Annotated in this window: 24 protein-coding genes and 1 pseudogene; 14 read left to right on the forward strand and 11 right to left on the reverse strand. The window is 72.1% G+C overall.

What is annotated here, in order from left to right; genetic code table 11:
- Positions 1-38: 38 nt before the first annotated feature.
- Positions 39-2,015 (forward strand): ABC transporter ATP-binding protein, encoded by a 1,977-nt coding sequence (locus ACX27O_RS32685; protein WP_030337295.1) that lies wholly within the window; start codon positions 39-41, stop codon positions 2,013-2,015.
- 87 nt (positions 2,016-2,102) lie between these two features.
- Here ACX27O_RS32685 and mug read toward each other — a convergent pair whose 3' ends face one another.
- The 6 genes from mug to ACX27O_RS32715 form a co-directional block, all read right to left on the reverse strand.
- Positions 2,103-2,690, reverse strand: coding sequence for a G/U mismatch-specific DNA glycosylase (gene mug, locus ACX27O_RS32690; protein WP_156057954.1), 588 nt, complete (start codon positions 2,688-2,690; stop codon positions 2,103-2,105).
- Positions 2,691-2,719: 29 nt separating this feature from the next.
- On the reverse strand, positions 2,720-3,481 hold the full coding sequence (locus ACX27O_RS32695; RefSeq protein ID WP_210866730.1) for an SDR family oxidoreductase: 762 nt from the start codon (positions 3,479-3,481) through the stop codon (positions 2,720-2,722).
- Positions 3,466-4,011 carry a hypothetical protein gene (locus tag ACX27O_RS32700; protein ID WP_245233762.1) on the reverse strand — a complete coding sequence of 182 codons (546 nt, stop codon included), beginning with the start codon at positions 4,009-4,011 and terminating at the stop codon, positions 3,466-3,468. The genes ACX27O_RS32695 and ACX27O_RS32700 overlap by 16 nt, the downstream gene beginning before the upstream one ends.
- Complete coding sequence (locus ACX27O_RS32705) at positions 4,008-4,826, reverse strand: MbnB/TglH/ChrH family RiPP precursor modification enzyme (RefSeq protein WP_030337287.1); 819 nt, start codon at positions 4,824-4,826, stop codon at positions 4,008-4,010. The genes ACX27O_RS32700 and ACX27O_RS32705 overlap by 4 nt, the downstream gene beginning before the upstream one ends.
- A complete protein-coding gene (locus tag ACX27O_RS32710) occupies positions 4,823-5,746 on the reverse strand; it encodes a TIGR04222 domain-containing membrane protein (RefSeq protein ID WP_030337285.1) in 924 nt (307 codons plus the stop codon). The genes ACX27O_RS32705 and ACX27O_RS32710 overlap by 4 nt, the downstream gene beginning before the upstream one ends.
- Positions 5,747-5,828: 82 nt before the next feature.
- Entirely contained in the window at positions 5,829-6,401 is a 573-nt protein-coding gene (locus tag ACX27O_RS32715) for a TetR/AcrR family transcriptional regulator (RefSeq protein WP_030337284.1), read from the reverse strand.
- A 77-nt stretch (positions 6,402-6,478) separates the two neighbouring features.
- Between ACX27O_RS32715 and ACX27O_RS32720 the strand changes: the two genes are divergently transcribed.
- The 3 genes from ACX27O_RS32720 (at position 6,479) to ACX27O_RS32730 (ending at position 9,160) form a co-directional block, all read left to right on the forward strand.
- Positions 6,479-7,339, forward strand: a complete 861-nt coding sequence (locus tag ACX27O_RS32720; protein ID WP_030337283.1) for a carbon-nitrogen hydrolase family protein — start codon at positions 6,479-6,481, stop codon at positions 7,337-7,339.
- A gap of 65 nt (positions 7,340-7,404) precedes the next feature.
- Positions 7,405-8,049, forward strand: coding sequence for an HAD family hydrolase (locus ACX27O_RS32725; protein ID WP_030337281.1), 645 nt, complete (start codon positions 7,405-7,407; stop codon positions 8,047-8,049).
- Between the two features lie 178 nt (positions 8,050-8,227).
- Positions 8,228-9,160, forward strand: coding sequence for a serine protein kinase RIO (locus ACX27O_RS32730; RefSeq protein WP_357637463.1), 933 nt, complete (start codon positions 8,228-8,230; stop codon positions 9,158-9,160).
- 44 nt (positions 9,161-9,204) lie between these two features.
- On the opposite strand, the gene ACX27O_RS32735 is transcribed toward ACX27O_RS32730, so the two are convergent.
- Positions 9,205-9,453 carry a DUF2630 family protein gene (locus ACX27O_RS32735; protein ID WP_030337278.1) on the reverse strand — a complete coding sequence of 83 codons (249 nt, stop codon included), beginning with the start codon at positions 9,451-9,453 and terminating at the stop codon, positions 9,205-9,207.
- A 432-nt stretch (positions 9,454-9,885) separates the two neighbouring features.
- Between ACX27O_RS32735 and ACX27O_RS32740 the strand changes: the two genes are divergently transcribed.
- The 9 genes from ACX27O_RS32740 (at position 9,886) to ACX27O_RS32780 (ending at position 19,607) form a co-directional block, all read left to right on the forward strand.
- Complete coding sequence (locus ACX27O_RS32740; RefSeq protein ID WP_210866748.1) at positions 9,886-11,223, forward strand: cytochrome P450; 1,338 nt, start codon at positions 9,886-9,888, stop codon at positions 11,221-11,223.
- The gene (locus tag ACX27O_RS32745) at positions 11,220-12,137 is read left to right on the forward strand and encodes a terpene synthase family protein (protein ID WP_458940593.1); all 918 of its coding nucleotides are present in this window, start codon (positions 11,220-11,222) and stop codon (positions 12,135-12,137) included. Before ACX27O_RS32740 ends, ACX27O_RS32745 begins: the two co-directional genes overlap by 4 nt.
- The gene (locus tag ACX27O_RS32750; RefSeq protein ID WP_387217465.1) at positions 12,130-13,746 is read left to right on the forward strand and encodes a prenyltransferase/squalene oxidase repeat-containing protein; all 1,617 of its coding nucleotides are present in this window, start codon (positions 12,130-12,132) and stop codon (positions 13,744-13,746) included. Before ACX27O_RS32745 ends, ACX27O_RS32750 begins: the two co-directional genes overlap by 8 nt.
- A 124-nt stretch (positions 13,747-13,870) precedes the next feature.
- Entirely contained in the window at positions 13,871-16,429 is a 2,559-nt protein-coding gene (locus ACX27O_RS32755; RefSeq protein ID WP_357637471.1) for a nitrate- and nitrite sensing domain-containing protein, read from the forward strand.
- Positions 16,430-16,519: 90 nt separating this feature from the next.
- Positions 16,520-16,942 carry a roadblock/LC7 domain-containing protein gene (locus ACX27O_RS32760; RefSeq protein ID WP_030337269.1) on the forward strand — a complete coding sequence of 141 codons (423 nt, stop codon included), beginning with the start codon at positions 16,520-16,522 and terminating at the stop codon, positions 16,940-16,942.
- Between the two features lie 5 nt (positions 16,943-16,947).
- Complete coding sequence (locus ACX27O_RS32765; RefSeq protein WP_030337267.1) at positions 16,948-17,334, forward strand: DUF742 domain-containing protein; 387 nt, start codon at positions 16,948-16,950, stop codon at positions 17,332-17,334.
- Entirely contained in the window at positions 17,315-17,926 is a 612-nt protein-coding gene (locus ACX27O_RS32770) for a GTP-binding protein (RefSeq protein WP_030337265.1), read from the forward strand. Before ACX27O_RS32765 ends, ACX27O_RS32770 begins: the two co-directional genes overlap by 20 nt.
- A gap of 86 nt (positions 17,927-18,012) precedes the next feature.
- Entirely contained in the window at positions 18,013-18,348 is a 336-nt protein-coding gene (locus ACX27O_RS32775; RefSeq protein ID WP_458940594.1) for a YciI family protein, read from the forward strand.
- A 29-nt stretch (positions 18,349-18,377) separates the two neighbouring features.
- Positions 18,378-19,607, forward strand: a complete 1,230-nt coding sequence (locus tag ACX27O_RS32780; protein WP_210861242.1) for an RNA polymerase sigma factor — start codon at positions 18,378-18,380, stop codon at positions 19,605-19,607.
- A gap of 100 nt (positions 19,608-19,707) precedes the next feature.
- On the opposite strand, the gene ACX27O_RS32785 is transcribed toward ACX27O_RS32780, so the two are convergent.
- The 3 genes from ACX27O_RS32785 to ACX27O_RS32795 form a co-directional block, all read right to left on the reverse strand.
- Complete coding sequence (locus tag ACX27O_RS32785; protein ID WP_030337260.1) at positions 19,708-20,082, reverse strand: type II toxin-antitoxin system VapC family toxin; 375 nt, start codon at positions 20,080-20,082, stop codon at positions 19,708-19,710.
- Positions 20,079-20,336 carry a type II toxin-antitoxin system Phd/YefM family antitoxin gene (locus ACX27O_RS32790; RefSeq protein ID WP_210861244.1) on the reverse strand — a complete coding sequence of 86 codons (258 nt, stop codon included), beginning with the start codon at positions 20,334-20,336 and terminating at the stop codon, positions 20,079-20,081. The genes ACX27O_RS32785 and ACX27O_RS32790 overlap by 4 nt, the downstream gene beginning before the upstream one ends.
- Before the next feature lie 106 nt (positions 20,337-20,442).
- On the reverse strand, positions 20,443-23,295 hold the full coding sequence (locus ACX27O_RS32795) for an aconitate hydratase (RefSeq protein WP_030337255.1): 2,853 nt from the start codon (positions 23,293-23,295) through the stop codon (positions 20,443-20,445).
- A 212-nt stretch (positions 23,296-23,507) separates the two neighbouring features.
- On the opposite strand from ACX27O_RS32795, the gene ACX27O_RS32800 reads away from it, so the two are divergent.
- Complete coding sequence (locus ACX27O_RS32800) at positions 23,508-24,296, forward strand: DedA family protein (protein ID WP_358131334.1); 789 nt, start codon at positions 23,508-23,510, stop codon at positions 24,294-24,296.
- A gap of 118 nt (positions 24,297-24,414) precedes the next feature.
- Here ACX27O_RS32800 and ACX27O_RS32805 read toward each other — a convergent pair.
- A pseudogene (locus ACX27O_RS32805) lies at positions 24,415-24,572 on the reverse strand (C39 family peptidase); the annotation flags it as partial.

The following is a 24,572-nucleotide window of genomic DNA, read 5'->3' on the forward strand; positions in this document are numbered from 1 at the left end:
TCTGCCCGGCAACCCGGAGGTGAGCGATGTCCAACCCGATGTCCGGCGGTGGCATGGCCGGGTGGAGCATGCTCCGGTCGATGCGCAACAGCGACGAGGTCTCCACCCACCGCCTCAAGCGGGGGGTGGCCCGCCGCATCGTGGCCTTCGCGCGCCCCTACCGGCGCGACATCGTCATCTTCCTGATCACCGTGGTGCTGGCGGCCGTCATCGGCGTGGCCACACCGGTGCTCGCCGGCGACGTCATCAACGCGATCAACCGAGGCGGCGACGAGGCCGGCCGACTCGTGGTGCGGCTGGCCCTGTTCATCGCCGCGCTGGCGGTCGCCGACGCACTGCTCTCACTGGCCCAACGGTGGTATTCGGCCCGGATCGGCGAGGGCATCATCTTCAACCTGCGCACCCGGGTCTACGACCACGTGCAGCGGATGCCGTTGCAGTTCTTCACCCGTACCCAGACCGGGGCGCTGGTCAGCAGGCTCAACAACGACGTCCTCGGCGCCCAGCGGGCGTTCACCTCGACGTTGTCCGGCGTGGTCAGCAACGTCATCCAGTTGGTGCTCACCGCGGCGGTGATGTTCACCCTCTCCTGGCAGATCACCGCGCTCTCGCTGGTGCTGCTCCCGATTTTCATCATTCCGGCCCGCCGGGTCGGTCGGCGGCTGGCCGAGATCACCCGGGAGTCGTACAACCTCGACGCCAAGATGAACGCGACCATGACCGAACGGTTCGGGGTGGCCGGCGCACTGCTGGTGAAGCTCTTCGGTCAGCCCGAGATCGAGGCCCGCCGGTTCGCCGGGCGGGCCGAGCGGGTCCGCGACATCGGCATCCAGTCCGCCATGTACTCCCGCACCTTCTTCGTGGCGATGCTGTTGGTCGCCTCGCTGGCGCAGGCGCTGACCTACGGCCTCGGCGGCTGGCTCGCGGTGACCGGCGGTGTCAGTGCGGGCACCGTGGTGACCCTCGCGTTGCTGCTCACCCGCCTGTACGGTCCGCTCACCGCGCTCTCCAACGTCCGGGTGGACGTGATGAGCGCGCTGGTCTCCTTCGACCGGGTCTTCGAGGTGCTCGACCTCAAGCCGGGCATCGTGGAGAAGCCCGACGCCGTGGCGGTGCCGCGTGGCAGCGGCCGGGTCGACTTCCGCGACGTGCGGTTCCGCTACCCGAGCGCCGCCGAGATCTCCCTCGCCTCGCTGGAGGAGGTCGCCACCCTCGACCGGACGATCAACGAACCGGTGCTCAAGGGCGTCTCGTTCAGCGTCGAGCCGGGGCAGATGGTCGCGCTGGTCGGCCCGTCCGGGGCGGGCAAGTCGACGCTGTCGATGCTCATCTCCCGGATCTACGACGTCAGCGACGGCCAGGTGCTGGTCGGCGGGGTGGACGTGCGCGACGCGACGCTCGCCTCCCTGCGCGACGAGATCGGTGTGGTCACCCAGGATTCGCACCTGTTCCACGAGACGATCGCCGAGAACCTGCGCTACGCCAAGCCGGACGCCACCGACGACGAGATCTGGGCCGCGCTGGCCGGAGCGCAGGTCGCCGACCTGGTCCGGTCGCTGCCCGACGGGCTGGACACCACCGTGGGGGAGCGCGGCTACCGGTTCTCCGGCGGCGAGAAGCAGCGCATCGCCATCGCCCGCCTGCTGCTCAAGGCCCCGTCGATCGTGATCCTCGACGAGGCGACCGCACACCTGGATTCGGAGAGCGAGGCGGCGGTGCAGCGTGCGCTGTCGGTGGCGCTGACCGGGCGGACCGCCCTGGTGATCGCGCACCGGCTCTCCACGGTGCGCGATGCCGACCAGATCCTCGTTCTCGACGGCGGGCGGATCGTCGAGCGGGGGCGACACGACGAACTGGTGGCGGTCGGCGGGCTCTACGCCGAGCTGTACCGGACCCAGTTCGCTGTCGCCGACTCGCCCACCCCGTTCGTCGACGCGACCGGCCCCGAGCCGGTGGTCATGCCACTGGGCACGTACGTCGCGGACGAGGCCATGCCGCCCGCCGCCGCCAACTGACGGCTGCCGGCCTTGATCGACTCGGGTTCCCTGAAGTCGGGGTGTCCTGGTCGCGTTGACCGCCCGACTTCCTGAAAACCGAGTCGATCAAGGGGCGGTTACCTCGGTGGCCTCCCGCAACTCGGCGAACGCCAGGCCCAGGGTGACCGGGGTGAAGTGGGCGTTCAGGCCGCTCGGGTTGGGCAGCACCCACAGCCGCGCCCCGGCCAACGACTCCGGTTGCGGCCCGAAGGTTGCCTTGGGCCGTTGGAAACCGATCCGGTACGCGGTTACCCCCACCACCGCCACCCAACGCGGCCGGTACCGGGCCACCTTGTCGGTCAGGATCGCCGCTCCGTCGAGGAGTTCCTCGGTGCTGAGTTCGTCCGCGCGGGCGCTGGCCCGGGCGGCCATGTTGGTGATGCCGAGCCCGAGCGCGGGCAGCTCGTCCTGTTCGCTGGGGTGCAGCAGTCGGGGAGTGAACCCGCCCCGGTGCAGGGCAAGCCAGAACCGGTTGCCGGGCCGGGCGAAGTGCCAGCCGGTGGCAGCCGACCAGAGGCCGGGGTTGATGCCGACGAAGAGCACCGCCAGCCCCGGCGCGAGCACGTCGGGGATGGTCCGGTCAGCGGCCGCCGCCAACTCCGCCCGGGTCGGCCCGGCCGCTCTGTCGGTGCGGGCCGGCTTCGACGGTGTCACGGCCCGGGTGGGCCGGGCCCTGTCGGGGGTCACAGCCCGCGTAGCGCGCCGCCGTCGACCGGCACTGTGATCCCGGTGAGGTAGCTCGCGGCGGGGGAGAGCGCGAACGCGGCCACCCGACCGAACTCGGCCGGGTCGCCGATGCGGCGCAGCGGGATGCCGGCCTCCGCCTCGGCGCGGGCCCGCTCCGGGTCGCCGGTAGCTCCGAACAGCTCCCGGTTGCGATCGGTCATGATCCGGCCGGGCAACAGGCCGACCACGCGGACGCCCCGAGGGCCGTAGTCGTCGGCGATGTCCTTGGCGGCCCCGACCAGGCCGGGCCGCAGACCGTTGGAGATGCCGAGACCGGGCACCGGGCCACGCGCCGAGGTGGAGAGCACCAGCCCGATCGCGCCGCCCTCGGGCAGGGCGTTGGCGACAGTGCGTACGGCGCGGATGGTGCCCAGGAAGACCGTCTCGAAGGAGAGCCGCCACTGCTCGTCGGTGACCGCTGCGGCGTTGCCGGGCGGTGGCCCACCGACCGAGATCAGCGCGCCGTCGAGCCGGCCGAAGTGCTGCTGGGCGGCGGCGACGAGCTGCCCCGGGGTCTCCGGGTCGGCCAGGTCGCCGGTCAGCCCGACGGCGTGCTCCGGCCCACCCAGCTGCTGCGCGGCGGCGGCCACGGCGTCCGCGTCCCGGGCCGAGAGGACCACCCGTGCACCGTCGGCGACCAGGCACTGCGCTGTCGCGAAACCCAGGCCGCGGGAGGCGCCGGTGAGGACGTACACGCGGTCGGTCAGTCCGAGATCCATAATGCCGATCCTGCCGCATCCGAAACGCCGTCGCCAGCACGGGTGGATACCCGCGGGGCGGGGCGCAGCAGGCGTACCCGGCCGGCGATCTGCACCGCGACGGCCCCGCCGGCGCGGCCCACCGCCGGCAACCGGCGCGGACGTGGCGGCCGCAGCCCGTCGTAGCGCAGGAGTGCCTCCCGGGCGGCCAGCTCCTCGGCTGCCGGCGGCGGCAGCGCACGTTCGGCGTGCAGCGCGCGGGCCAGGTCCCAACCGTCGCGCAGCGACCCGGCGGTGGGTCGCCGCTCGGCCCAGCCGGCGAAGGTCGTCGTCCACCTGGCACCGAGGCTGGCGGCGAGCAACGGCCAGTGCCGGGCGACGGCACCGGCCCGTTTGCGCAGCAGGGCCGCGCGGGTGGCGGCCAGCGGGCCGGGCGCGAACCCCGGCGGGGGTGGCCCTCCGGCGACGAGCGCGGCGACCAGTTCGGCCTGCCGTTCGGCGAGCCCGGCGCGGGGCGCGGCTGTCGGGTCGCCGTGGGGCGCGCCGGTCATGTGACGGCCGGGAAGCCCGCGGCGGCGGCCAGGGCGTCCAGTTCGGCGCGGAGTTCAGGGGCCGGCGGGTAGTGGCCGTCGCGTTCCAGCAGCAGCGCCGGTGGCCGCTGCCGGGCGCAGAGCGCGCCGACCAGCTCCAGCACCGCTGACGGAACCGGGTCGGTGTGGGTGTCGTGGTAGAAACCGCCGTACTCCGCGCCGCCGGCCACATGGGCGTACGCGATCCGCTCCAGCGGCAGACGGTCCAGCAACGCCAGCGGGTCGGCGCCCCGGTTGCGGGCGTTGGCGTGCACGTTCGCCACGTCCAGCAGCAGCAGGGCCCCGGTCCGGTCGAGGATCTCGGTGAGGAAGTCCGCCTCGTCCAGCTCGTCGTCGGGCCAGTCGACCAACGCGGCGATCGGTTCCAGCGCGATGGGCACCGGCAGGTCGGCCTGGGCCCGCGCCACGTTGGCGCAGACCGCGTCGACGGCTTCCCGGCTGCGCGGCAGCGGCAGCAGGTGCCCGGCCTCCAGACCGCCGGCCCTGACGAACGCGATGTGTTCGCTGATCAGCGGGGCGTCCAGGCGTTGCGCCACCGCGGCCAGGTGGCCGACCCGGGCCGGGTCGACCGGCTCGGCGCCGCCGAGGGAGAGCCGCACCCCGTGCGGTACGACTGTCACCGCGCGTTCCCGCAGCTGTGTCAGCCCGGGTGGGAGCGGCCCGGACGCGGGCACCCCCTCGGCCACCACTTCGACGAAGCGCAGGCCGGGCAGGTCGGCCACGAAGCCGGCGATCTCCGGACGCCAGCCGATGCCGACCCCGGACGGGCCGGTCATCCGCCGCACCCCCCGCCGCCGCACCCGCCACCACCGCCGCAGGAGCTGCCACCGTCTCCACCGGAGCTGTCCCCGCCGCCGGAGGACCCGTCGGACCCGCCCGTCCATCCGCTGCCGGAGGCGGCCTGGCGCTGAATCTCGGCCTGTTCGGCGAAGCCCGGGTCGAGTGCCCAGAGCGAGGCGGTGCCGTACAGGGCGACGCCCATCGCCGCGCCGGCCGCCCCGTAGGTGGCGTAGGCGGGTGCGGAGGCGGGCGCGAGGTGGGTGTGCTCGCGGCGGACGGAACGCACTGCCGATCGACCGGCCCGGGTGAGCATGGGCGCCCGGCGCAGCACGAGCGTGATGATCAGCAGCGGAACCAGTGTCAGCAGCAGGTAACCGACCGGGTGACCGTTGAACAGGCCGGAGACCAACCGGAGCACACCGAGGCCCAGCAGGGCGATCAGGATCGTGGCCCAGAAGCGGGCGCGGGCGCGCTGCGCGTCGTCGGTGAGCAGTCCGCGTTGCTCCAGGCCGTTGCGGATCTGGTGCAGCGCGGTGCGTACCCGCTCGTCCTGCGGGAGGTCCCCGACCCGGGCGTGCTGGTGGGCCGCCCAGTGGATGGCCTGATCCAGCGGGGTGAGCCCGGTCGGCGCGGCCCCGACGGTGGTCAGCCGGCGGTCCGGTCGCACGCCGATCGCTCCGCTGGCGCGCAGCCCGCCGAGCGCGGCGTGTACGGCCAGCCGAGGCCCCCCGTTGAGGTACGCGACCTGCTGGGGCCCGAGGGGGTCGGTGGTCATGGCGCCGGTCGATCCGGCGGCGAGCCGGACCCGGTGGTACGCCGCGATCACCACCACCAGGATGGCCGCTGCGAGGTAGTACCGGAGGAAGGTCGGGCCGGAGATGCCCCAGGTGTCACCGGACGCGGCGTGGACGCTCATCGACTGCTCCTGTCACCGGAGGGGATCGGCGGCCCCATTGTGGAGCAGCCTCGCCACGGTCGACCGACCGGTGCCCGCGCGGTCAGTGCCGGCGGACCGCCTCCTCGACCAGGTCGAGCACCGGGCCCAGGTCACCGGCCGGTCGACCCATGGCCAGGTGCAGCACCAGACCGTCGTAGGCCAGCTCCAGGAACTGGGCCAGCACGTCGATCGGTACGTCCTCACGCAGCACCCCGGCGTCGCGCTGGCGGGCCAGCCGGTCCCGGGTCGCCTCCGCGATCGCGGCGGACCGCTCGGCCCAGCGTTTGGCGAACGCGGGGTCGGTGCGCAGCCGCCGGGAGACCTCCAGTTGGCTGCCCAACCAGCCGGTGGTGTCGGGGGAGACGGCGCGGGCCAGCAGATCGCGCATCACCTGCACCAGACCGTTGCGGGCCACCGTCTCGACCATGGCCGCGGCGTCGTCCTCGGCGACGGCCAGGAAGAGCGAGTCCTTGTCGCGGAAGTGGTGGAAGATCGCGCCGCGGGACAGACCGGTGGCCTCCTCAAGGCGGCGTACGGTCGCGCCCTCGTAGCCGAGCCGGGCGAAACACGCCCGGGCGGCGGCGAGGATCTCCTGCCGGCGCGCGTCGAGCTGGTCCTGACTTACTCTGGGCACACGTCGATCGTCGCAGGTCAACCCGGGGCACGCAAACCGTACGTACGGCTTGGGATGGTGCCGTTTACCATCGCCCGGTGACCCAGCCCCACACCGTGCCCAGCTCCCCGCTGACGGTGGCCACCGTCCAGGCCACCCCCACGCCGGGCGACGTCGCCGGCAACGCGCTCGTCGCCGCCGACCTGGTCCGCCAGGCGGGCGAACGGGGCGCCCGGGTGGCAGTCCTGCCGGAGTTGTTCCTCTGCGCGTACCACCCGCCGGCCCTCGCCGCCGACCCGGCCGGCACGGACGTCGCCGCCGATCAGGGCGGGATGGTCGCGGATCCCCGGCTCGACCCGCTGCGCGTCGCGGCGCGCGAGGCCGGCGTCACCGCGCTGGTGGGCGCGGCCGTGCGGCACCCGGACGGCCGGCGGACCATCGCGGCGCTGGTGGTCGACCGGGCCGGCGAGGTGCGGGTCGGTTACGACAAGCAGCAGTTGTGGGGTGACGAACGGGAGCTGTTCGTCCCCGGCGATCGGGGTGCCACGCTGCTCGTCGACGACTGGCGGCTCGGGCTGGGCATCTGTTATGACGGTTGTTTCCCGGAGCACGGCCGGGCCGCCGCCCTCGACGGCGCACACGCCTACCTGTGCCCGAGCGGGTACCTGACCGGCTCCGAACACCGCCGGGATCTCTACTACGCCGCGCGGGCCCTGGACAACACGATGTTCGTGGTCTTCGCCAACGCGGTCGGCGGCGTCGACCCGTGGCGGTTCAACGGTGGCGCGGCCATCTACGACCCGGAGGGGCGGGTGCTGGCTCGCGGGGCCGACGACGGCACGGCGGTGCTCGTGGCGTCGCTGGATCCGGCCGTGCTCGCGGCCACCCGGGCGGCCCACTCGATGCTCGTCGATCGGCTGCCGGAGCAGGGCGGCGCGCGGGTGTCGATGCCTGGCTGAGCCCTTCGTCAGGTCGATACCCGCCGCATCTGTTGGCGGACACGTCGGTCCCGTAGGGTGCCCGAGTGCCACTGCTCCTGCTGGACCTGGACAACACCCTGCTGGATCGGGCCGGGCCGTTCCGCCGCTGGGGTGAGCGCTTCCTGGACAGCATCGGCGCGCCCCACACCGACATCGACTGGCTGGTCTCCATCGACGCCGACGGCCTGACCGACCGCTGGGACCTCGCCGACGCCATCCGGGACCGCTACGAGCTGCGCATTCCCTCGATCGACCTGGTGGAGGAGCTGCACGACGGGGTGGTGGCGCAGACCCGGCTCGACCCGCTGACCGCCTGCGCGCTGCGGATCGCCGACGACGCCGGCTGGGTGCCGGTGGTGGTCTGCAACGGCACCGTACGCGTCGAGGACGCCAAGATTCGCCGGACCGGGCTGGACCAGTACGTCGCCGACTGGGTGATCTCCGAAGAGGCCGGCGTCAGCAAGCCCAACCCGAGAATCTTCGCGCTCGCCGCCCAACGGGTGCGGATGCCGCTGCGCGGGTCGTGGGTGATCGGCGACAGCCCGGAGGCGGACATCGGCGGCGCTGCGGCCGTCGGGCTGCCCAGCGTCTGGCTGCACCGTGGGCGCACCTGGTCGGACGTCCGGTTCGCGCCGAGCCGCACCGTGGACGGGTTGATCGCCGCGGTCGCCACCGTCCTCGCCCGCTGAGGGTTCGCGCACTGGGCTCGGTTATTCGGTTGACCGGTCGCCGTGCTGCGACGAGCATTGTCCGCGCATCGTGCGTCCCGGGTGTGTGCCCGGTCGAGGAGAGGGGGTCGGTCATGGCCGTCTTCGCAGGTCGCTTCCAGCTGCCTATCTCAGCCTCGACCAAGGGAACCTCACCACAGTGCGCGATCATGATCTTCCGGCGCTTGAGCGCCGAACCCGCGGCAAGAGCCGCTTCGACGACGACGAACCGCAGTTTCTGAAGCGCGGGCGGCCCACCGAGCCGCTCGCGGACCCGGACAGCGAGCCCGACCCGGACACCGGCGAGCGCTGGTCGTCCTGGGACGACGCCGTGCACGGGCCGCAGCCGCACCCGGCCTGGCTGGTCACCGAACTGGCCGCCAAGGACACCGAGCTGGGTGTGCTGAAGACCGGCAAGGAGGCGGACGTCCACCTGGTCCGTCGGGCGGTGCCCGACACCGACCGGTCCTGTCTGCTGGCGGTGAAGCGCTACCGCGATCCCGAGCACCGGCTGTTCCACCGCGATGCCGGTTACCTGGAGGGCCGTCGGGTGCGCCGGTCCCGGGAGAACCGGGCGATGGCCGGCCGGACGGCGTTCGGCCGGCAGATGATCGCCGGGCAGTGGGCGGCGGCCGAGTTCGCCGCGCTGAGCCGGCTCTGGGAGATCGGCGCCGGCCACGACCGGATCGCCGTGCCGTACCCGGTGCAGTTGCGGGGCACCGAGTTGATGCTGGAGTTCGTCGGTGACGCCGAGTCGGGGGAGGCGGCGCCGCGACTGGCCCAACTGCGTCCCGGCCCGGCCGAGCTGAGTGACCTGTGGGCCCAGTTGGTGGAGGCGCTGCGGGTGCTGGCTCGGGCCGGCTACGCGCACGGCGACCTGTCGCCGTACAACCTGCTCGTGCACCAGGGGCGGCTGGTCGTGATCGACCTGCCGCAGGTGGTCGACGTGGTGGCGAACCCGCAGGGGCCGGAGTTCCTGGCCCGCGACGTGCGGGTGGTCGCCGCCTGGTTCGCGGCCCGGGGCCTCCCAGGCGAGCAGGCCGACCCCGGCCGGTTGACCGGAGAGCTGCTGCGCGAGGCGGGCCTGCGCTGACCGGAGCGGGTCGGGCGGCCATGTCGCCCGACCCGCCGCGCCGGCTATTGCAGGTAGCGCTCGACCTCGGGCTTGGGGCGTTCGCCCTGGGCGTCCGGGTCGCCGTGGGTGTCCCGGGCGGCCCGCCGACGGCGCAGCAGGTCCCAGCACTGGTCGAGGGACTCCTCCAGGGCGCGCAGGCGCTCGCTGGCCTCGCCCTCGGTGCCCGACTCGTGGGCCTGGGCCTCGGCCCGCAGCTTGTGCTCCTCGTCGACCAACTCGGAGATCCGGTTCAGGATGGTCTTGTCGTCCATGCCCCAGAGCCTGGCACAGGGTGCCGGGCGTCGCCCGGATTCGGGGGTACCGGTGCGTTCCGGGTCACTGACCGGCCCCGACCGGGCCGGCCTCGCCGGGCTGGTGCCGGTGCCGCAGGGACCGGTCGGCGGGGCCCGGGCCGTGGCGCCCCGCGTACCGGCCTTATCGTCCTGCTGAGTGTCCACTCAGGATTCGCCAAAAACGAAAATATCGACGCCGGTAGGTTTGTGTAGACGGAAATTGCGCTGTCCGCAAGTCTGGAGGTACCCCTCGTTTGGTGAGATGCTTCCCGTCGGCCCAGAAGGTGAAAGTTTCATCAGCCTGTCCGACCGAAGTGGATCGCTGCGGTCGACGGGACGACGAGGAGACGTGGTTCGATGTCGCAGGTGTCCGAGGCGCGCTCCGCCACCGTCAGCACCGAGCCCCGGACGATCCCGGCACGACGCGCGCTGCCCGCGCTGGTCCGTGATCCGCTGGGCGCGCTCGTCGACTTCGCGGATGCCGCCGGCGGCGAGGTCGTCCGGCTCAACCTCGGCTCGTTCCGCCCCTACCTGGTCAGCCATCCTGAGCACCTGCAACGCGTCCTGCGCGACAACGTTGCCAACTACATCCGGGACGGCGACGGGCTGCTCTGGCGACCCGTTCGCCGGATCGTCGGTGACGCCATCCTGGTCGCCGAGGGTGCGGTCTGGGAGTCCAGCCGAGGCGCGCTGCAGCCGTTGTTCACCGCCAAGCGGGCCGAGACGCTCGTCGACAAGATGGCCGAGGCGATCAACGAGGCGGTCGACGAGTGGCTCGAACCGGCCCGCACCGGTCGCCCGATCGACGGCGGCGCCGAACTGACCCGGATCGTCCTGCGTACCACCATGCGGGTGCTCTTCGCCGACCGGATCTCGGTCCCCGACGCGCTGCGGATCAGCGCCGCGCTGGACACCCTCACCACCGCGATGCTCCCGCGACTGGTGATGCCCGCCGTGCCGTACGCGGTGCCGATGCCCCGCGACCGGCAGTTCCGCGAGGCGGTGCGCACCATCGACGAGGTGGTGCTGCCGATCATCCGGCAGGCCCGGGCCCACCCCACCGACGGCGACGACATCATCTCCACCCTCTGCCGGCCGCGCGCCGACGGCAGCGAACCCGACGAGTACGCGATCCGCGGCGACGTGGTCGCGATGTTCTCCACCGCCACGGAGACCACCATCGCCCTGCTCTCCTGGCTGTGGCCGGTGCTGGCGTCCCGCCCCGACGTGGCCGAGCGGATGACCGACGAGATCGAGCAGGTGGTCGGCGCCGAACGGGTCGGCCGCGAGCACCTGCCCCAACTGCGCTACGGCCGGATGGTGCTCGACGAGATGCTGCGGCTCTACCCGGCGGGTTGGATGATCCCGCGCACCGCGGTCGGCGACGACATGCTCGGCGGGGTGCGGATCAAGGCCGGCGGCACCGTGCTGGTCAGCCCGTACGTGACCCAGCGGATGTCGACGTTCTGGGACAACCCGTCGCTCTTCGACCCGGAGCGGTTCGCGCCGGAGCTGCCCCGGCGGCGTTACCGGTACTCCTACTTCCCGTTCGGCGGGGGCCCGCACCAGTGCCTCGGGCAGTACCTGTTCCTGCTGGAGGCCCAACTCATCGTCAGCACCGTGCTGAGCCGCTACCGCTTCCGGCTGCGCGAACCGGTGGGCCTCACCCCTCGGATGGGTGCCTCCCTGCAACCCAAGCAGCGTGCCGAGGTCATCCTCACCGCGGTCGAGCGCCCGGCCGCATCGTGACCGAGACCCCGCGACCGGCACCGGCAGCTCATGACGCGATCGCCGAGCAGGGGCGGGTGTGCGCGCTCGCCGTGCGGGGCGTACGCGACCTGCAGGAAGTTACCGCCGACCATCCCGAGCTGTTCGACGCCGCGCCGTTCGACCCGGCGCTGCTCAGCTCGGTGGCCACCACCGTCGCCTTCATCGCACCCTGGCACAGTGCCGCCGAACTGCGGATCACCACCCGTACCGTGCTCTGGGTCTTCGCCACCGACTGGCAGGTCGACTACCTCGCCCGGTCCGTCGACGACATCCGGAAGGTGGTGACCGACTGCCTCGCGGTGGCCGACGGCGCCACGCCGGCACCCGGGCGGCACCTGGCCCGGCTGCTGGCCGACCTGCGCGACGAGCTGGCCACCGTGCCGGCGTTCGCCCGGCTGCGCCCGATCTGGCGCGACGAGCTGGCCCGGATGCTCGCCGCCATGGCCCGGGAGTGGGACTGGAAGAACCTGCCGACCGACCCGACCACCGGGCGACGCCTGCCGGACCTGGACCGCTACCTGGACAACGCCGACAACTCCGGCAGCTCCTTCGTCAACATCACCCACTGGATCGCCACCGGCGACGAGAAGACCCTCGCCCAGTTGACCGACCTGCTGGACGCCGGACGTGGCGTGCAGCGGGTGCTGCGGCTGGTCAACGACCTCGCCACCCAGGGGCGCGACGCCGAGTGGGGTGACCTGAACGCCCTCTCGCTGGTCGACGACCCGGCGCAGGTGCACGACCGACTGGCCGAGCTGACCGCCCGGTCCCGGGGGGACCTGGCCGCCCTCGCCGAGCGGTGCCCCCGCCAGGCGGACTACCTCAACCGGCAGATCTCCTTCACCGGCGGCTTCTACCAGCTGTCGGACTTCTGGGGGGTGCGTGATGAGTGACGGTGCCACCCGGGTGTTCGTCGACGCGGCGGCCGCGGCCGACCCGGTCGCCGACGCCGCCCGCGAGCTGATCGCCGGGCTCGGCCTGCGGCCGTGGGGGCAGGTCGCCGCCTCGGTGTACGAGACCGGCCGGCTGGTCGCCGTCGCTCCCTGGCTGACCGGGCACCACCAGCGGATCGCGTTCCTGGTGCGCAGCCAACGCCCGGACGGGGCGTGGGGCCCACCCGAGGGGTACGCGCTGGCGCCGACGCTGAGCGCCACCGACGCGTTGCTCTCCGCGCTGGCCGACGGCCGGACCGGAACGGAGCTGCTCGCCCCGGTGGCCGGTGGGCTCGGCGCGCTCGCCGACATGCTGCTCCGCGCCGACGCCCGGACGCTGCCGGACACCCCCGCGTTGGACCTCATCGTTCCGGCGCTGGTCGACACGATCAACGACCGGCTCGCCGGGCTGGAGCGGGCGGTCGCCGACCGGCTGCCCCGCCCGCCGTTGCCGCTGCCCGCCGGGTTGCACCGGGACCGGCTGCGCGCGGTGCGGTCCGCGGTGGCCGCCGGAGCGACGCTGCCACCGAAGGTGGCCCACTTCTACGAGCTGCTGGACGCGGTACCGGCCGACGCCGGCCCCACCCTCACCGCGGTTGGCGCCTCACCCGCGGCGACCGCGGCCTGGCTGACCGCCGTCGGTCCGGCCGCCGGCCCCGCCGCGCACGCCTTCCTGCGGACGTTGATCCGTGACGGGGGTGGCCCGGTGCCCTGCCCGGCACCGATCACCGTCTTCGAGCGAGCGTGGGTGCTGAGCGGCCTGCGCCGCGCCGGCATCGCCGTCAACCCGCCGGCCTCCGTGCTGGAGAGCCTGACCGCCGCCACCGCCGGCCAGGGCATCGCCACCGGTGACGGCCTGCCGACCGACGCCGACACCACGTCGGTGTCCCTCGACGCGTTGGCCCGGCTCGGCCATCCGGCGGACCCGGCCAGCCTGTGGGCGTACGAGACGGCCGACGGTTTCTGCACCTGGCCGGGGGAGGACGGCTTCTCGGTCACCACCAACGCCCACGTGCTGGACGCTTTCGGCCAGCACCTGACCCGGCACCCGGGCGCGGACGCGCGCTACCGCCGGGCCGTCGACCGGCTGAGCGGGGTGCTGGCCGGGCATCAGCGCGCGGACGGCGCCTGGCAGGACCGGTGGCACGCCTCGCCGTACTACGCCACTGCCTGTTGCGTCCTGGCGCTCGCCGAGTTCGGGCGCGGTGCGGCCGCCGCCGAGGCGGTGGACCGGGCTGCTGGCTGGGTGCTGAACAGCCAGCGCCCGGACGGCTCGTGGGGGCGGTGGGACGGCACCGCCGAGGAGACCGCGTACGCCCTGCAGGTGCTGTTGGCGGTGCCGACGACGGTGCCCCGGGTCGACGACGCGGTCGCCCGTGGGCACGCCTACCTGCACGAATCCGCCACCCGGGACCACCGTCCACTGTGGTATGGCAAGGAGCTGTACTGTCCGACAGTGATCGTTCGCGCGGCGGTGCTCGCCGCCTGCCGGTTGGCCACCGATCGGGTCTCCGGCGTGGACCGATCGGTGGTGGATTGCGGTTACCAGGCTACAAAAACAACAACTTGAGGGGTTGTGTGGACACTGCTAGCGTACGCAGAGCCTCAGCCCCGGATGCCCCACCGTGGTGGGACGTCGCCCCCTCTGATCATTCGTTGATGAGCTGAGTCAACGCCCGGCCTGGGACGGTTCAATGCGTTCTCGCGGTACGAGTATCCGCACCAAGGTTGTCGCCCTGCTGCTCTCCCTGGTCGCGCTGTGGATGTTCGCGGCCTGGGTGACCCTGCGCGACGGCTTCAACCTGCTCGGTGTCCAGGTGATCAACAGCAAGGTCTACGCGCCGACCGAGCCGTTGTTGCAGGAGCTCCAGTTGGAGCGGCGGCTGACCCAGGCGTACCTGAGCAACCCCGAGGCCGCGCAGCGGACGGCGCTCGAAGCCGAGCAGCGCAAGAGCGCGGGGCTGGCCGCCGACTTCGCCGACTCGGTGCGTGACTGGCAGGTCGACATCGCCGGCAGTTCCGCACTGGACACGCAGCTCGGTCTGACGATCGCTCAGGTCAACGCGTTGGAGCAGACCCGCGCCGAGGTGCTGGACCGCAAGATCGACCGGGTCGCCGCCGCCGAGGCGTACACCTCCGCGATCGAGTCGATCTTCCAGATCTACGACGTGACCGGCAGCCTGGACGACAAGCAGATCGCCGGCGAGGCGGCAGCCCTGATCCAGCTCAACCGGATGAAGGAGCTGATCTCCCAAGAGGACGCGCTGCTCAGCGGGCTCTTCGGCAACGGCCGGATGAGCGGGCCGGAGTACGCCCGCTACGTCAGCCTGGTCGCCGCCGAGCGGTTCCTCGGCGACGAGGTCCGGACCCGCCTCGCCGACGCCGACGAGCGCCGCTTCCGGCAGCTCGTCAGCGGGGAGGCGTTCACCAGACTGCGCGCCGTACAGGACAGCATCATCCGCGAGGGCCGGCCGTCGACCCAGCTACCGATCGGCGCCGAGCAGTGGCGGGGCACCGTCGAGCCGGCGTTGACCGAGGTGAACGACGCCGTCACCGCCGGCGGTGAGGGCATCGTTGATCGAGCCACCGGCGTGGCCGTGATGGTCGTCGTCCGACTGGTGCTCGCCACCGGTCTGGGTCTGCTCGCCGTCATCGCCTCCGTCGTCATCTCGATCACCACCGCGCGGAACCTGCTGCGCCAGCTGGACCGGCTGCGGGAGGCCGCCTGGCAGCTCGCCGACGAACGGCTGCCCCGGGTGGTGGAGCGGCTCGGGCGCGGCGAGGAGGTCGACGTGGCCACCGAGGCGCCCCCGCTGGAATTCGGCACCGACGAGATCGGGCAGGTCGGTAAGGCGTTCAACGCCGTTCAGGAGACCGCGCTGCGGACCGCCGTCGAGCAGGCCGACCTGCGTCGCAACGTCCGCGAGGTCTTCCTCAGCCTGGCCCGACGCACGCAGGCACTCGTACACCGTCAGCTCACCCTGCTCGACGCGATGGAGCGCCGCGAACACGACGCGGAGGAGCTGGAGGATCTGTTCCGGGTCGACCACCTGGCCACCCGGATGCGGCGCAACGCGGAAAACCTGATCGTGCTCTCCGGCTCCACCCCCGGTCGGGCCTGGCGGCGCAACGTCCCGATGGTCGACGTGGTGCGCGGCGCCGTGGCCGAGGTGGAGGACTACACCCGGGTCAACGTGCTGCCGCTCGGGCCGGTCTCGCTCGCCGGCCGCGCGGTCGGCGACGTCATCCACCTGCTGGCCGAGCTGATCGAGAACGGCCTGTCGTTCTCCCCGCCACACACGACCGTCGAGGTCCGCGGCCAGCTGGTCTCCAACGGGTTCGCCCTCGAGATCGAGGACCGGGGCCTCGGCATGAGCGAGGAGGACCTGGCCGCGGCGAACCACCGGATCGTCGACCAGTCCGAGCTGAACCTCGCCAACGCCGCCCGCCTCGGGCTCTACGTGGTGAGCCGGCTGACCGAACGGCACGGCGTGCGGGTCCGGCTCAAGGAGTCCGCGTACGGGGGCACCACGGCGGTCGTGCTGATCCCGCTGGAGCTGGTCACCGAGGCCGACGCCTCCCCGGAGGACTCGGGCTCGTTCCGGGCCGGTTCGGCCATCCCGATGCCGTCGACGCCGGCCACGGAGAGCGGCAGCCCAACCTCCCTCGCACCGGTCGCCCTCGCCGCACCGACGACCACCGCGCCGGACGTGGCCGCGACGTCGTCGGCGCCGACGCCAACCGACACCACCACCCCGACGTCGGACGAGGAGGCCGAGGCGGACACCGTTCTCCCCACCCGACAGCGGACCACCCCGACGACCGGCACACCCGACCTGCCCACCCGCGCCCGGCGCGGCCCGGGTCAGCCAGCCCTGGAAGCCCCGACCGTGCCCACCGGCCTGCCCGCCGTCGAGCGCACCCGCCCGGAGACCCGCGACGCGGAGTCGGTCGCGGCTGGTGACGGTGGCCCGGTGCCCGCCCGCGCCGACGCGGAGCGGACCGACTCCGGCCTGCCCGTCCGGGTCCGACAGGCGAACATCGTTCCCGAGTTGCGAGACGACCCGGCGATGTCGGAGACCGACGACGAGGATGTGGTGCGCCCACCGGAGCAGGTCCGCCGGATGATGAGTTCCTACCAGACCGGCACCCGGCGTGGGCGAACCGACGCGGCTCGGCTGCTCGGCGGCGCCTCCGGCACCCCGGCGGCGACGCCGTCCGAGCCGACCGACGAGGATCCACAAGCGACCTGACCGAGCACCGATGACGCGGGTTCCCGCGCGGTGTGACGGTCAAGCCCCAAACGAACACGGCGCACAGCCGGGCGAGAAGAGGACGACGAAGTGACCCAGAAGACGGCTTCGAGCGCCGACCTGACGTGGTTGCTGGATGACCTGGTGGGCCGGGTGAAGCAGGCCGAACACGCGGTCGCGCTCTCCACCGACGGCCTCTTGATGGCCTCCTCCCAGGGGTTGAGCCGAGACGACGGCGAGCACCTCGCGGCGATGGCGGCCGGCATCCAGAGCCTCGCCCGAGGCGCCGGCAAGCGTTTCGGTGGCGGGCAGGTGCAGCAGACCATCATCGAGATGCAGTCGTCGTTCCTGTTCGTCACCGCGGCCGGCCGCAACGCCTGCCTGGCGGTGCTGGCCACCGAGGACGCCGACGTCGGTCTGATCGCCTACGAGATGGCGATGCTGGTCACCCGCGTCGGCAAGTACGTCGCATCACCATCGCGTGGCACTGATCAGCAGGTCGGCGAGAGGTAACGGCGATGACGGTCCAGGGGGAGTCCGCAGACCATCAGTGGGTGGATGACCATGCGGGTCCGGTGGTGCGCCCGTACGCGGTGACGCGCGGTCGGGCCCGCCCGGTCACCGGCACATTCGACCTGATCTCCCTGGTCACGGCGACCCGAGCCGAGGTCACGCCCGAGGTGGGTCTCGGCCCCGAGCATTTGGCGATCGTCGGGCTGTGCCAACGCATACAGTCCGTCGCCGAGATCGCCGCCCATCTCGACCTGCCGGTGGGCACCATCCGGGTGCTCCTCGGTGATCTGGCAGCCCGCAGCCTGGTGCAGGTCCGCGAGCCGCAGACCACGGCCGGTCTTCCCGACAACAGCATCTTCGAGGCGGTAATCAATGGACTACGGGCACTCTGACCGGCCGGCGGGAGCGACGCCACTGCCCACCGCGATCAAGATTCTGGTCGCGGGCGGCTTCGGCGTGGGCAAGACGACCATGGTTGGCGCGGTCAGCGAAACCCGGCCGTTGCGGACCGAGGAGGTGCTGACGGAGTCGGGGGTCGGCATCGACGACCTCTCCGGTGTGGAAGGCAAGACCACCACCACCGTGGCCATGGACTTCGGCCGGATCACCATCAGCGACGACCTGGTGCTGTACCTGTTCGGCACTCCGGGACAGGACCGGTTCTGGTTCGTCTGGGACGAGTTGGCGTTGGGGGCGATCGGCGCCGTGGTGCTGGCCGACACCCGCCGGCTCGCCGACTGCTTCCCCTCGATCGACTACTTCGAGGGTCGCGGCACGCCCTTCGTGGTGGCGGTGAACTGCTTCCAGGGCGCGCGGACGTACCGGCTCGACGAGGTGCAGGCCGCGCTGAACCTGGACCCGGGCGTGCCGGTGCTGCTCTGCGACGCCCGGCAGCGTGAGTCCAGCAAGGAGGTGCTCGTCACGCTGATGGAGCACGCCATGAAGACCCGCGAGGCCCGCCGCCGCGCCGCCAGCGGAGACTGACCCGAGGTTTTTCGGGGGAGGGTGTCCGGAACGCTGTCGGCCGATCGTCATGCTGGTGATACCCCGAGAAACAAGGGAGCGACCAGATGAAGTTCATGATGTTCGTGTGCAGCGACGCCGAGCCGGACACCGACCCCACCGAGTTGCCCGACATCCACAAGTGGGTGGCGGAGAACGACTCACGGGGTCGCCGCCTGACCGGCGACGCGCTGGCGCCGACCAGCGCGGCCACCACCGTCCGGGTTCGCGGCGGTGAACTGCTCGTCTCCGAGGGCCCGTTCGCGGAGACCGCCGAGGTGATCGTGGGCTTCGACCTGCTCGACTGCGCCGACCTGGACGAGGCGATCGAGGTGGCCCGCACGCACCCGATGGCCCGCGAGGGGCGGCTGGAACTGCGCCCGTTCGCGGACCTGCCCGCCTGACGACGATGTTCACCTCGCAGCGCCGGCCGATGCCTACCCAGGCACCGGCCGGCGCGGCGGCGGCCGTCGCGGCCGCCAGCGTCGAGGCGTACCCCCGGATCGTCGCGACCCTGATCCGGGTGACCGGGGACTGGTCGTTGGCCGAGGACTGTGCCCAGGAGTCGTTGACCGCCGCGCTGGAGCGCTGGCCCGCCGACGGTGTGCCCGCCAACCCGGGCGGCTGGCTGATGACGGTGGCGCGTAACCGGGCGATCGACGTGCTGCGCCGCGCCACCGTGGAACGACGCAAGCTGCACGACCTGGCGTTGCTCACGCCGGATGAGGCGTCGCCGGAGCCGGAGGTGGGCCAGGACGTGGTGGACGACCGGCTGCGGCTCATCTTCACCTGCTGCCATCCGGCGCTCGCGATCGAGGCCCGGGTGGCGTTGACGTTGCGAACGGTCTGCGGCGTGCCGACCGCCGACATCGCCCGCCTCCTGCTGGTCAGCGAGTCGACGATGACCCGCCGGTTGACCCGGGCCCGCACCCGCATCACCCAGGCGGGCATCCCGTACCGGGTGCCGAGCGGGCCGGCGCTGACCGAGCGACTACCCGGCGTCCTCGCCGTGCTGTACCTGCTGTTCACCCGGGGCTACGTCGCCGACGGCGAACCGGCGTTCGCCGACGAGGCGGTCCGGCTGGCCCGGCTGCTCGACCGGCTGATGCCCGAGCAGTCCGAGGTCGCCGCGCTGCTGGCGCTGTTCCTGTTCCACCACTCCCGTCGGGATGCCCGCCGCGACGCCGCCGGCACCCTGCTCACCCTGCACCGGCAGGACCGCGACCGGTGGGACCGCGCCGCCATCGCCGAGGGCCTGGCCACCCTCGATCGGGTACGCCACGACGGGCCGTACGCGTGGCAGGCCCGGATCGCCGCCTGCCACGCCACCGCCGTCTCGGTCGACGACACCGACTGGCCGACGATCGCGCGGGCCTACGACGCGCTGGCTGCCCTCCGCCCCTCGCCGGTGATCGCGCTCAACCGCGCGGTAGCGCACGGGTACGCGTACGGGCCGGCCGTCGGGCTGGCCCTGCTCGACGCGGCACGAGCCGGGGGCGGACTGGGCGGCTATCCGCTCGCCGTGGCGGTGGAGGCCGACCTGGTGGCCCGGCAGGGTGACCGGTTGCGCGCGGCCAGCCTGTTCCGGGAGGCGGCGACGGCGGTCGCTTCGACCGCCGAGCGCCGTGCCCTGCTCGGCCGGGCTGACGAACTGGCCGGGTAGGCCGGCGGGGTCCAGCCGGGCCCGGCCAGCACCAGGAATCGGGTCCAGACCGCGAGGCCCTGGTCGACCGGGCCGACGACCTCATCCGCGAGGCTGACAGTCACGCCACAAGGATCGGTACGTCGTACTTGTGGATGCGGTCGTCCCGGGTGACCAGGGTCAGCCCCTCGTGCAGGGCCTGCGCGACAAGCATCCGGTCGAAGGGGTCCCGGTGGATCGCCGGCAGCCGACCAGCCGCGATGGCGTGATCGTGGAGGATCGGGAGTTCCCGCAGTTCGGCGTCACGAATCCGCTCGGCGAGGTCGGCAGGGCCGGCCAACTTGCCCAGCGACTGTTTGATCGCGACCTCCCACAGCGTGACCGGGCTCAGATACACATCGGGTTCGGCGTCGATGCGGTCCTTGACGTCCGTGGCGAGCCCCGGGTCGTCGGTCAACCACCAGAGCACCACGTGCGTGTCGAGCAAGAGCCTCATCCGGACAGCCCGAAGTCGCGAGCAACCTCGTCGTTGACCTCGTCGGAATCCCAGTCTCCGGTGAGATCCAGCGCACCGCGCAGAGAGCCGCGACCAGTGCGTGTCGTACGACGAAGAGGAATGACTTTGGCGACCGGGGTACCGGCCCGACTGATCACGATTTCCTCGCCGTGCTCGACCCGTTCGATGATGCGTGACAGGTTCGTCTTCGCATCGTGGATGTTGAACTGTGCCGCAGCTTCACCGGCCACCATGACACCTCCTTAGCTAAGAGGTTAGCCCGGGGCGGGGTGTCGGGACGGGAACGACGCAGGCTCCCTCCCGCCGAAGGGCGGGAGGGAGCCTGGTGACATCGGTACGTCAGCTGGCGATCATGCGGCGCAGCACGAACTGCAGGATGCCGCCGTGCCGGTAGTAGTCCGCCTCGCCCGGGGTGTCGATCCGCACCACAGCCTCGAACTCGACGCCGGTGTCGGTGGTGACAGTCACCGTGCGCGGGGTCTCGCCGTCGTTGAGCGCGGTCACCCCGGTGATGCTGAACGTCTCGGTGCCGGTCAGGCCGAGCGACTCGGCGGTGACGTCCACCGGGAACTGCAGCGGCAGCACGCCCATGCCGATCAGGTTGGAGCGGTGGATCCGCTCGTACGACTCGGCGATGACCGCCCGGACGCCCAGCAGCATCGTGCCCTTGGCCGCCCAGTCCCGCGACGAACCCGAGCCGTACTCCTTGCCGGCCAGGATGACCAGCGGGATGCCGGCCTCCTGGTAGGCCATCGAGGCGTCGTAGATCGAGGTCTGCTCGCCGGTGAGGTGGTTGACGGTGAAGCCGCCCTCCACCCCCGGAACCAGCTGGTTGCGCAGCCGGATGTTGGCGAAGGTGCCCCGGATCATCACCTCGTGGTTACCCCGGCGGGAACCGTACGAGTTGAACTCGTGGCGCGGCACGCCGTGCTCGGCCAGGTACGTGCCGGCCGGGGAGTCCGCCTTGATCGCACCGGCCGGCGAGATGTGGTCGGTGGTCACCGAGTCACCCAGCTTGGCCAGCACCCGGGCGGCGGAGATGTCGACGACCGGGCTCGGCTCCTGCTGCATGCCCTCGAAGTACGGGGGCTTGCGCACGTAGGTGGAGTCGTCCGCCCAGGCGAACGTGTCGCCGGTCGGGGTGGGCAGCGACTGCCAGCGCTCGTCACCGGCGAAGACGTCCGAGTACGCGGCGCTGAACCCGGTGGCGCCGATCGCCTGGGCGATGACGTCCTGAATCTCGGCGCTGTTCGGCCAGATCTCCCGCAGGTACACCGGGTTGCCCTCGGAGTCCTCACCGATCGGCTCGTTGGCCAGGTCGATGTCCATCGTGCCGGCCAGGGCGTACGCGACAACCAGCGGCGGCGACGCCAGGTAGTTCATCTTGACGTCCGGGTTGATCCGGCCCTCGAAGTTCCGGTTGCCGGAGAGCACCGAGACCACCGACAGGTCGTGCTCGTTGACCGCGGCGGACACCTCCTCGGGCAGCGGGCCCGAGTTGCCGATGCAGGTGGTGCAGCCGTAGCCGACCAGGTTGAAGCCGAGCTTGTCCAGGTACGGCGTGAGGCCGGCCCGCTCGTAGTAGTCCATGACGACCTTCGAGCCCGGGGCCAGGGTGGTCTTCACCCACGGCTTGCGGCTCAGGCCCTTCTCCACGGCGTTGCGGGCCAGCAGCGCGGCACCGATCATCACCTGCGGGTTGGACGTGTTGGTGCAGGACGTGATCGCGGCGATCACCACGGCGCCGTGGTCCAGCTCGTACTCGACGCCGTCGGCGCCGGTGACCCGGACCGGGTTGGTGGCCCGGCCACCCGCGCCGACCGCCGCCGTCTCCAGGTCACGCGGCTCGTCGGCCGGGTCGCTGAACTCGTTGGCCGGCGGGTCGCTGGCCGGGAAGGACTCGGCGCTGGCCTCGTCGGCCGGGCCATTGGCGCCGCGCGGCAGCTCCTCGCGGGGGACACCCGGCTTGATGTCACGCTCGTTGGTGGAGTCGTCGGCCACGTAGTCGGTCAACGCCGAGCGGAACAGCGTCTTCGCCGCGCCCAACGGCACCCGGTCCTGCGGGCGCTTCGGGCCGGCGAGCGACGGCTCGATGGTGCTGAGATCCAGCTCCAGGCGCTCGGAGTACTCCGGCTCGGCGTCCGGGTCGTGCCAGAGGCCCTGCTCCTTGGCGTACGCCTCGACGAGCGCGACCTGCGCGGCGTCGCGGCCGGTCAGCTCCAGGTAGCGGATGGTCTCACCGTCGATCGGGAAGATCGCCACGGTGGAGCCGTACTCCGGGGACATGTTGCCGATGGTGGCCCGGTTGGCCAGCGGCACGGCGCTCACGCCCGGGCCGTAGAACTCGACGAACTTGCCGACCACACCGTGCTTGCGCAGCATCTCGGTGATGGTCAGCACCAGGTCGGTGGCGGTGGTGCCGGCCGGCATCTCGCCGTGCAGCTTGAAGCCCACCACACGGGGGATCAGCATGCTGACCGGCTGGCCGAGCATCGCGGCCTCGGCCTCGATGCCGCCGACGCCCCAGCCCAGCACGCCCAGGCCGTTGACCATGGTGGTGTGCGAGTCGGTGCCGACGACGGTGTCCGGGTACGCCTGGCCGCCCCGCTCCATGATCGTGCGGGCCAGGTACTCGATGTTGACCTGGTGCACGATGCCGGTGCCCGGCGGGACGACCTTGAACTCGTTGAACGCGGTCTGGCCCCAGCGCAGGAACTGGTAGCGCTCCTTGTTGCGCTCGTACTCCAGCTCGACGTTGCGGGCGAACGCGTCCTCGCGGCCGAACAGGTCGGCGATGACCGAGTGGTCGATGACCAGCTCGGCGGGGGCGAGGGGGTTGACCTTGCTGGCGTCGCCGCCCAGCTCGCGGACGGCCTCGCGCATGGTGGCCAGGTCGACCACGCAGGGCACACCGGTGAAGTCCTGCATCAGCACCCGTGCCGGGGTGAACTGGATCTCCACGCTCGGGGCGGCGGTGGAGTCCCACCCGCCGAGCTGGCGGATGTGGTCGGCGGTGATGTTCGCGCCGTCCTCGGTCCGCAGCAGGTTCTCCAGCAGGATCTTCAGGCTGTACGGCAACCGGGCGTGGCCGTCCACCTTGTCGATCTTGAAAATCTCGTAGCTCGCGTCTCCGACGCGTAGCTGGGTCTTCGCACCGAAGGTGTCGAGGCTCGCCACGTCGTACTCCTTCACACCAGCGACCGTGAGTAGTCCTGAGCAGTCTGTCGCACCGGTCGGGGTGCCGCCGAGGTTAGGTGACACTTACCGCCGATTCCGCTTCCAACAAAACCGTACGTCCGTCTTGCTATATGTGCAACCCGGCGTCACGAGCCGGCGGGCCCGCGACCGCACCGCGCCGACAGACCGGCGGGGTAGGGTCGGGAACCGATCGGAAGGGGTGCCGAGTGATCGACGTTCAGCACTGGCTCTCGGCGCTGCCTCCGGGCGTGGTCTACCTGCTCGTCGCCGCAGTGATCGGCGTGGAGAGCATGGGCGTCCCCCTGCCCGGCGAAATCGTCCTGGTCAGCTCCGCACTGCTCGCCGCCACCGGCGTGGTGGAACCGGAGTGGGTGGCCACCGCGGCGGCGTTCGGCGCCATCGTCGGCGACTCCATCGGGTACGCCATCGGCAGACGCGGCGGCCGTCCACTGCTCGTCCGGCTGGGCAGGCGCTTCCCCAAACACCTGGGCCCGGCGCAACTCGCCCGCGCCGAACAGAGCTTCGCGCGGCACGGCGTCTGGGCGGTCTTCTTCGGTCGGTTCGTGGCACTGCTGAGGATCCTGGCCGGGCCGCTCGCCGGGGCGCTGCACGTGCCGTACCGCCGCTTCCTGGTGGCCAACGCCGCCGGCGGGTTGGTCTGGGCCTTCGGCACGACGTACCTGCTCTACTCGGTGGGTCGCGCGGCCGAACACTGGCTGAAGGACATCTCCTGGGCCGGGCTGGTCCTCGCGGTGCTCGCCGGGCTCGGCAGCACCTGGTGGCTACGCCGACGCGCTCAGCGCATCGAGGCGGCCGACGCCGGCAGTGGCCCGGCCAACGCCGGCAGTGGCCCGGAAGTGGCCGAGGTGGCCGCCGGCGGTCCGACGGCTACGGTGGCCCCGGGCGGTCGGTCGGCTGGGGTGGCCCCCGACCTCGGTCCGGTCCGTGTCGACCCGGTTCGTGTCGACCCCGTCCGCGCGGGCGACGAGCACTGACCTTTGGCGCTGACCTCTGGACATGCTGAAGGGCCGGGCCCCGGGGTGGGGTCCGGCCCTTCGGCGGTGTGCTGGGGTGCTGGTGTGCTGGTGTGCTGTGCAGCTGGTGTGCTGTGGGTCAGCTGGTGGCGTAGCCGCGGGTGGCGATCCAGTCGGCGAGGTGTTCGACGGTGACCTCGTAGGAGGCGGTGTTCGGGTTGGCGGAGTCGGCGATCTTCACCACGTTCCCGCCATCGCGGTAGCCGACGACGCTGATGTAGTGCCCGCCCTCGAAGG

The organism is Micromonospora sp. SD19 (assembly GCF_054462275.1).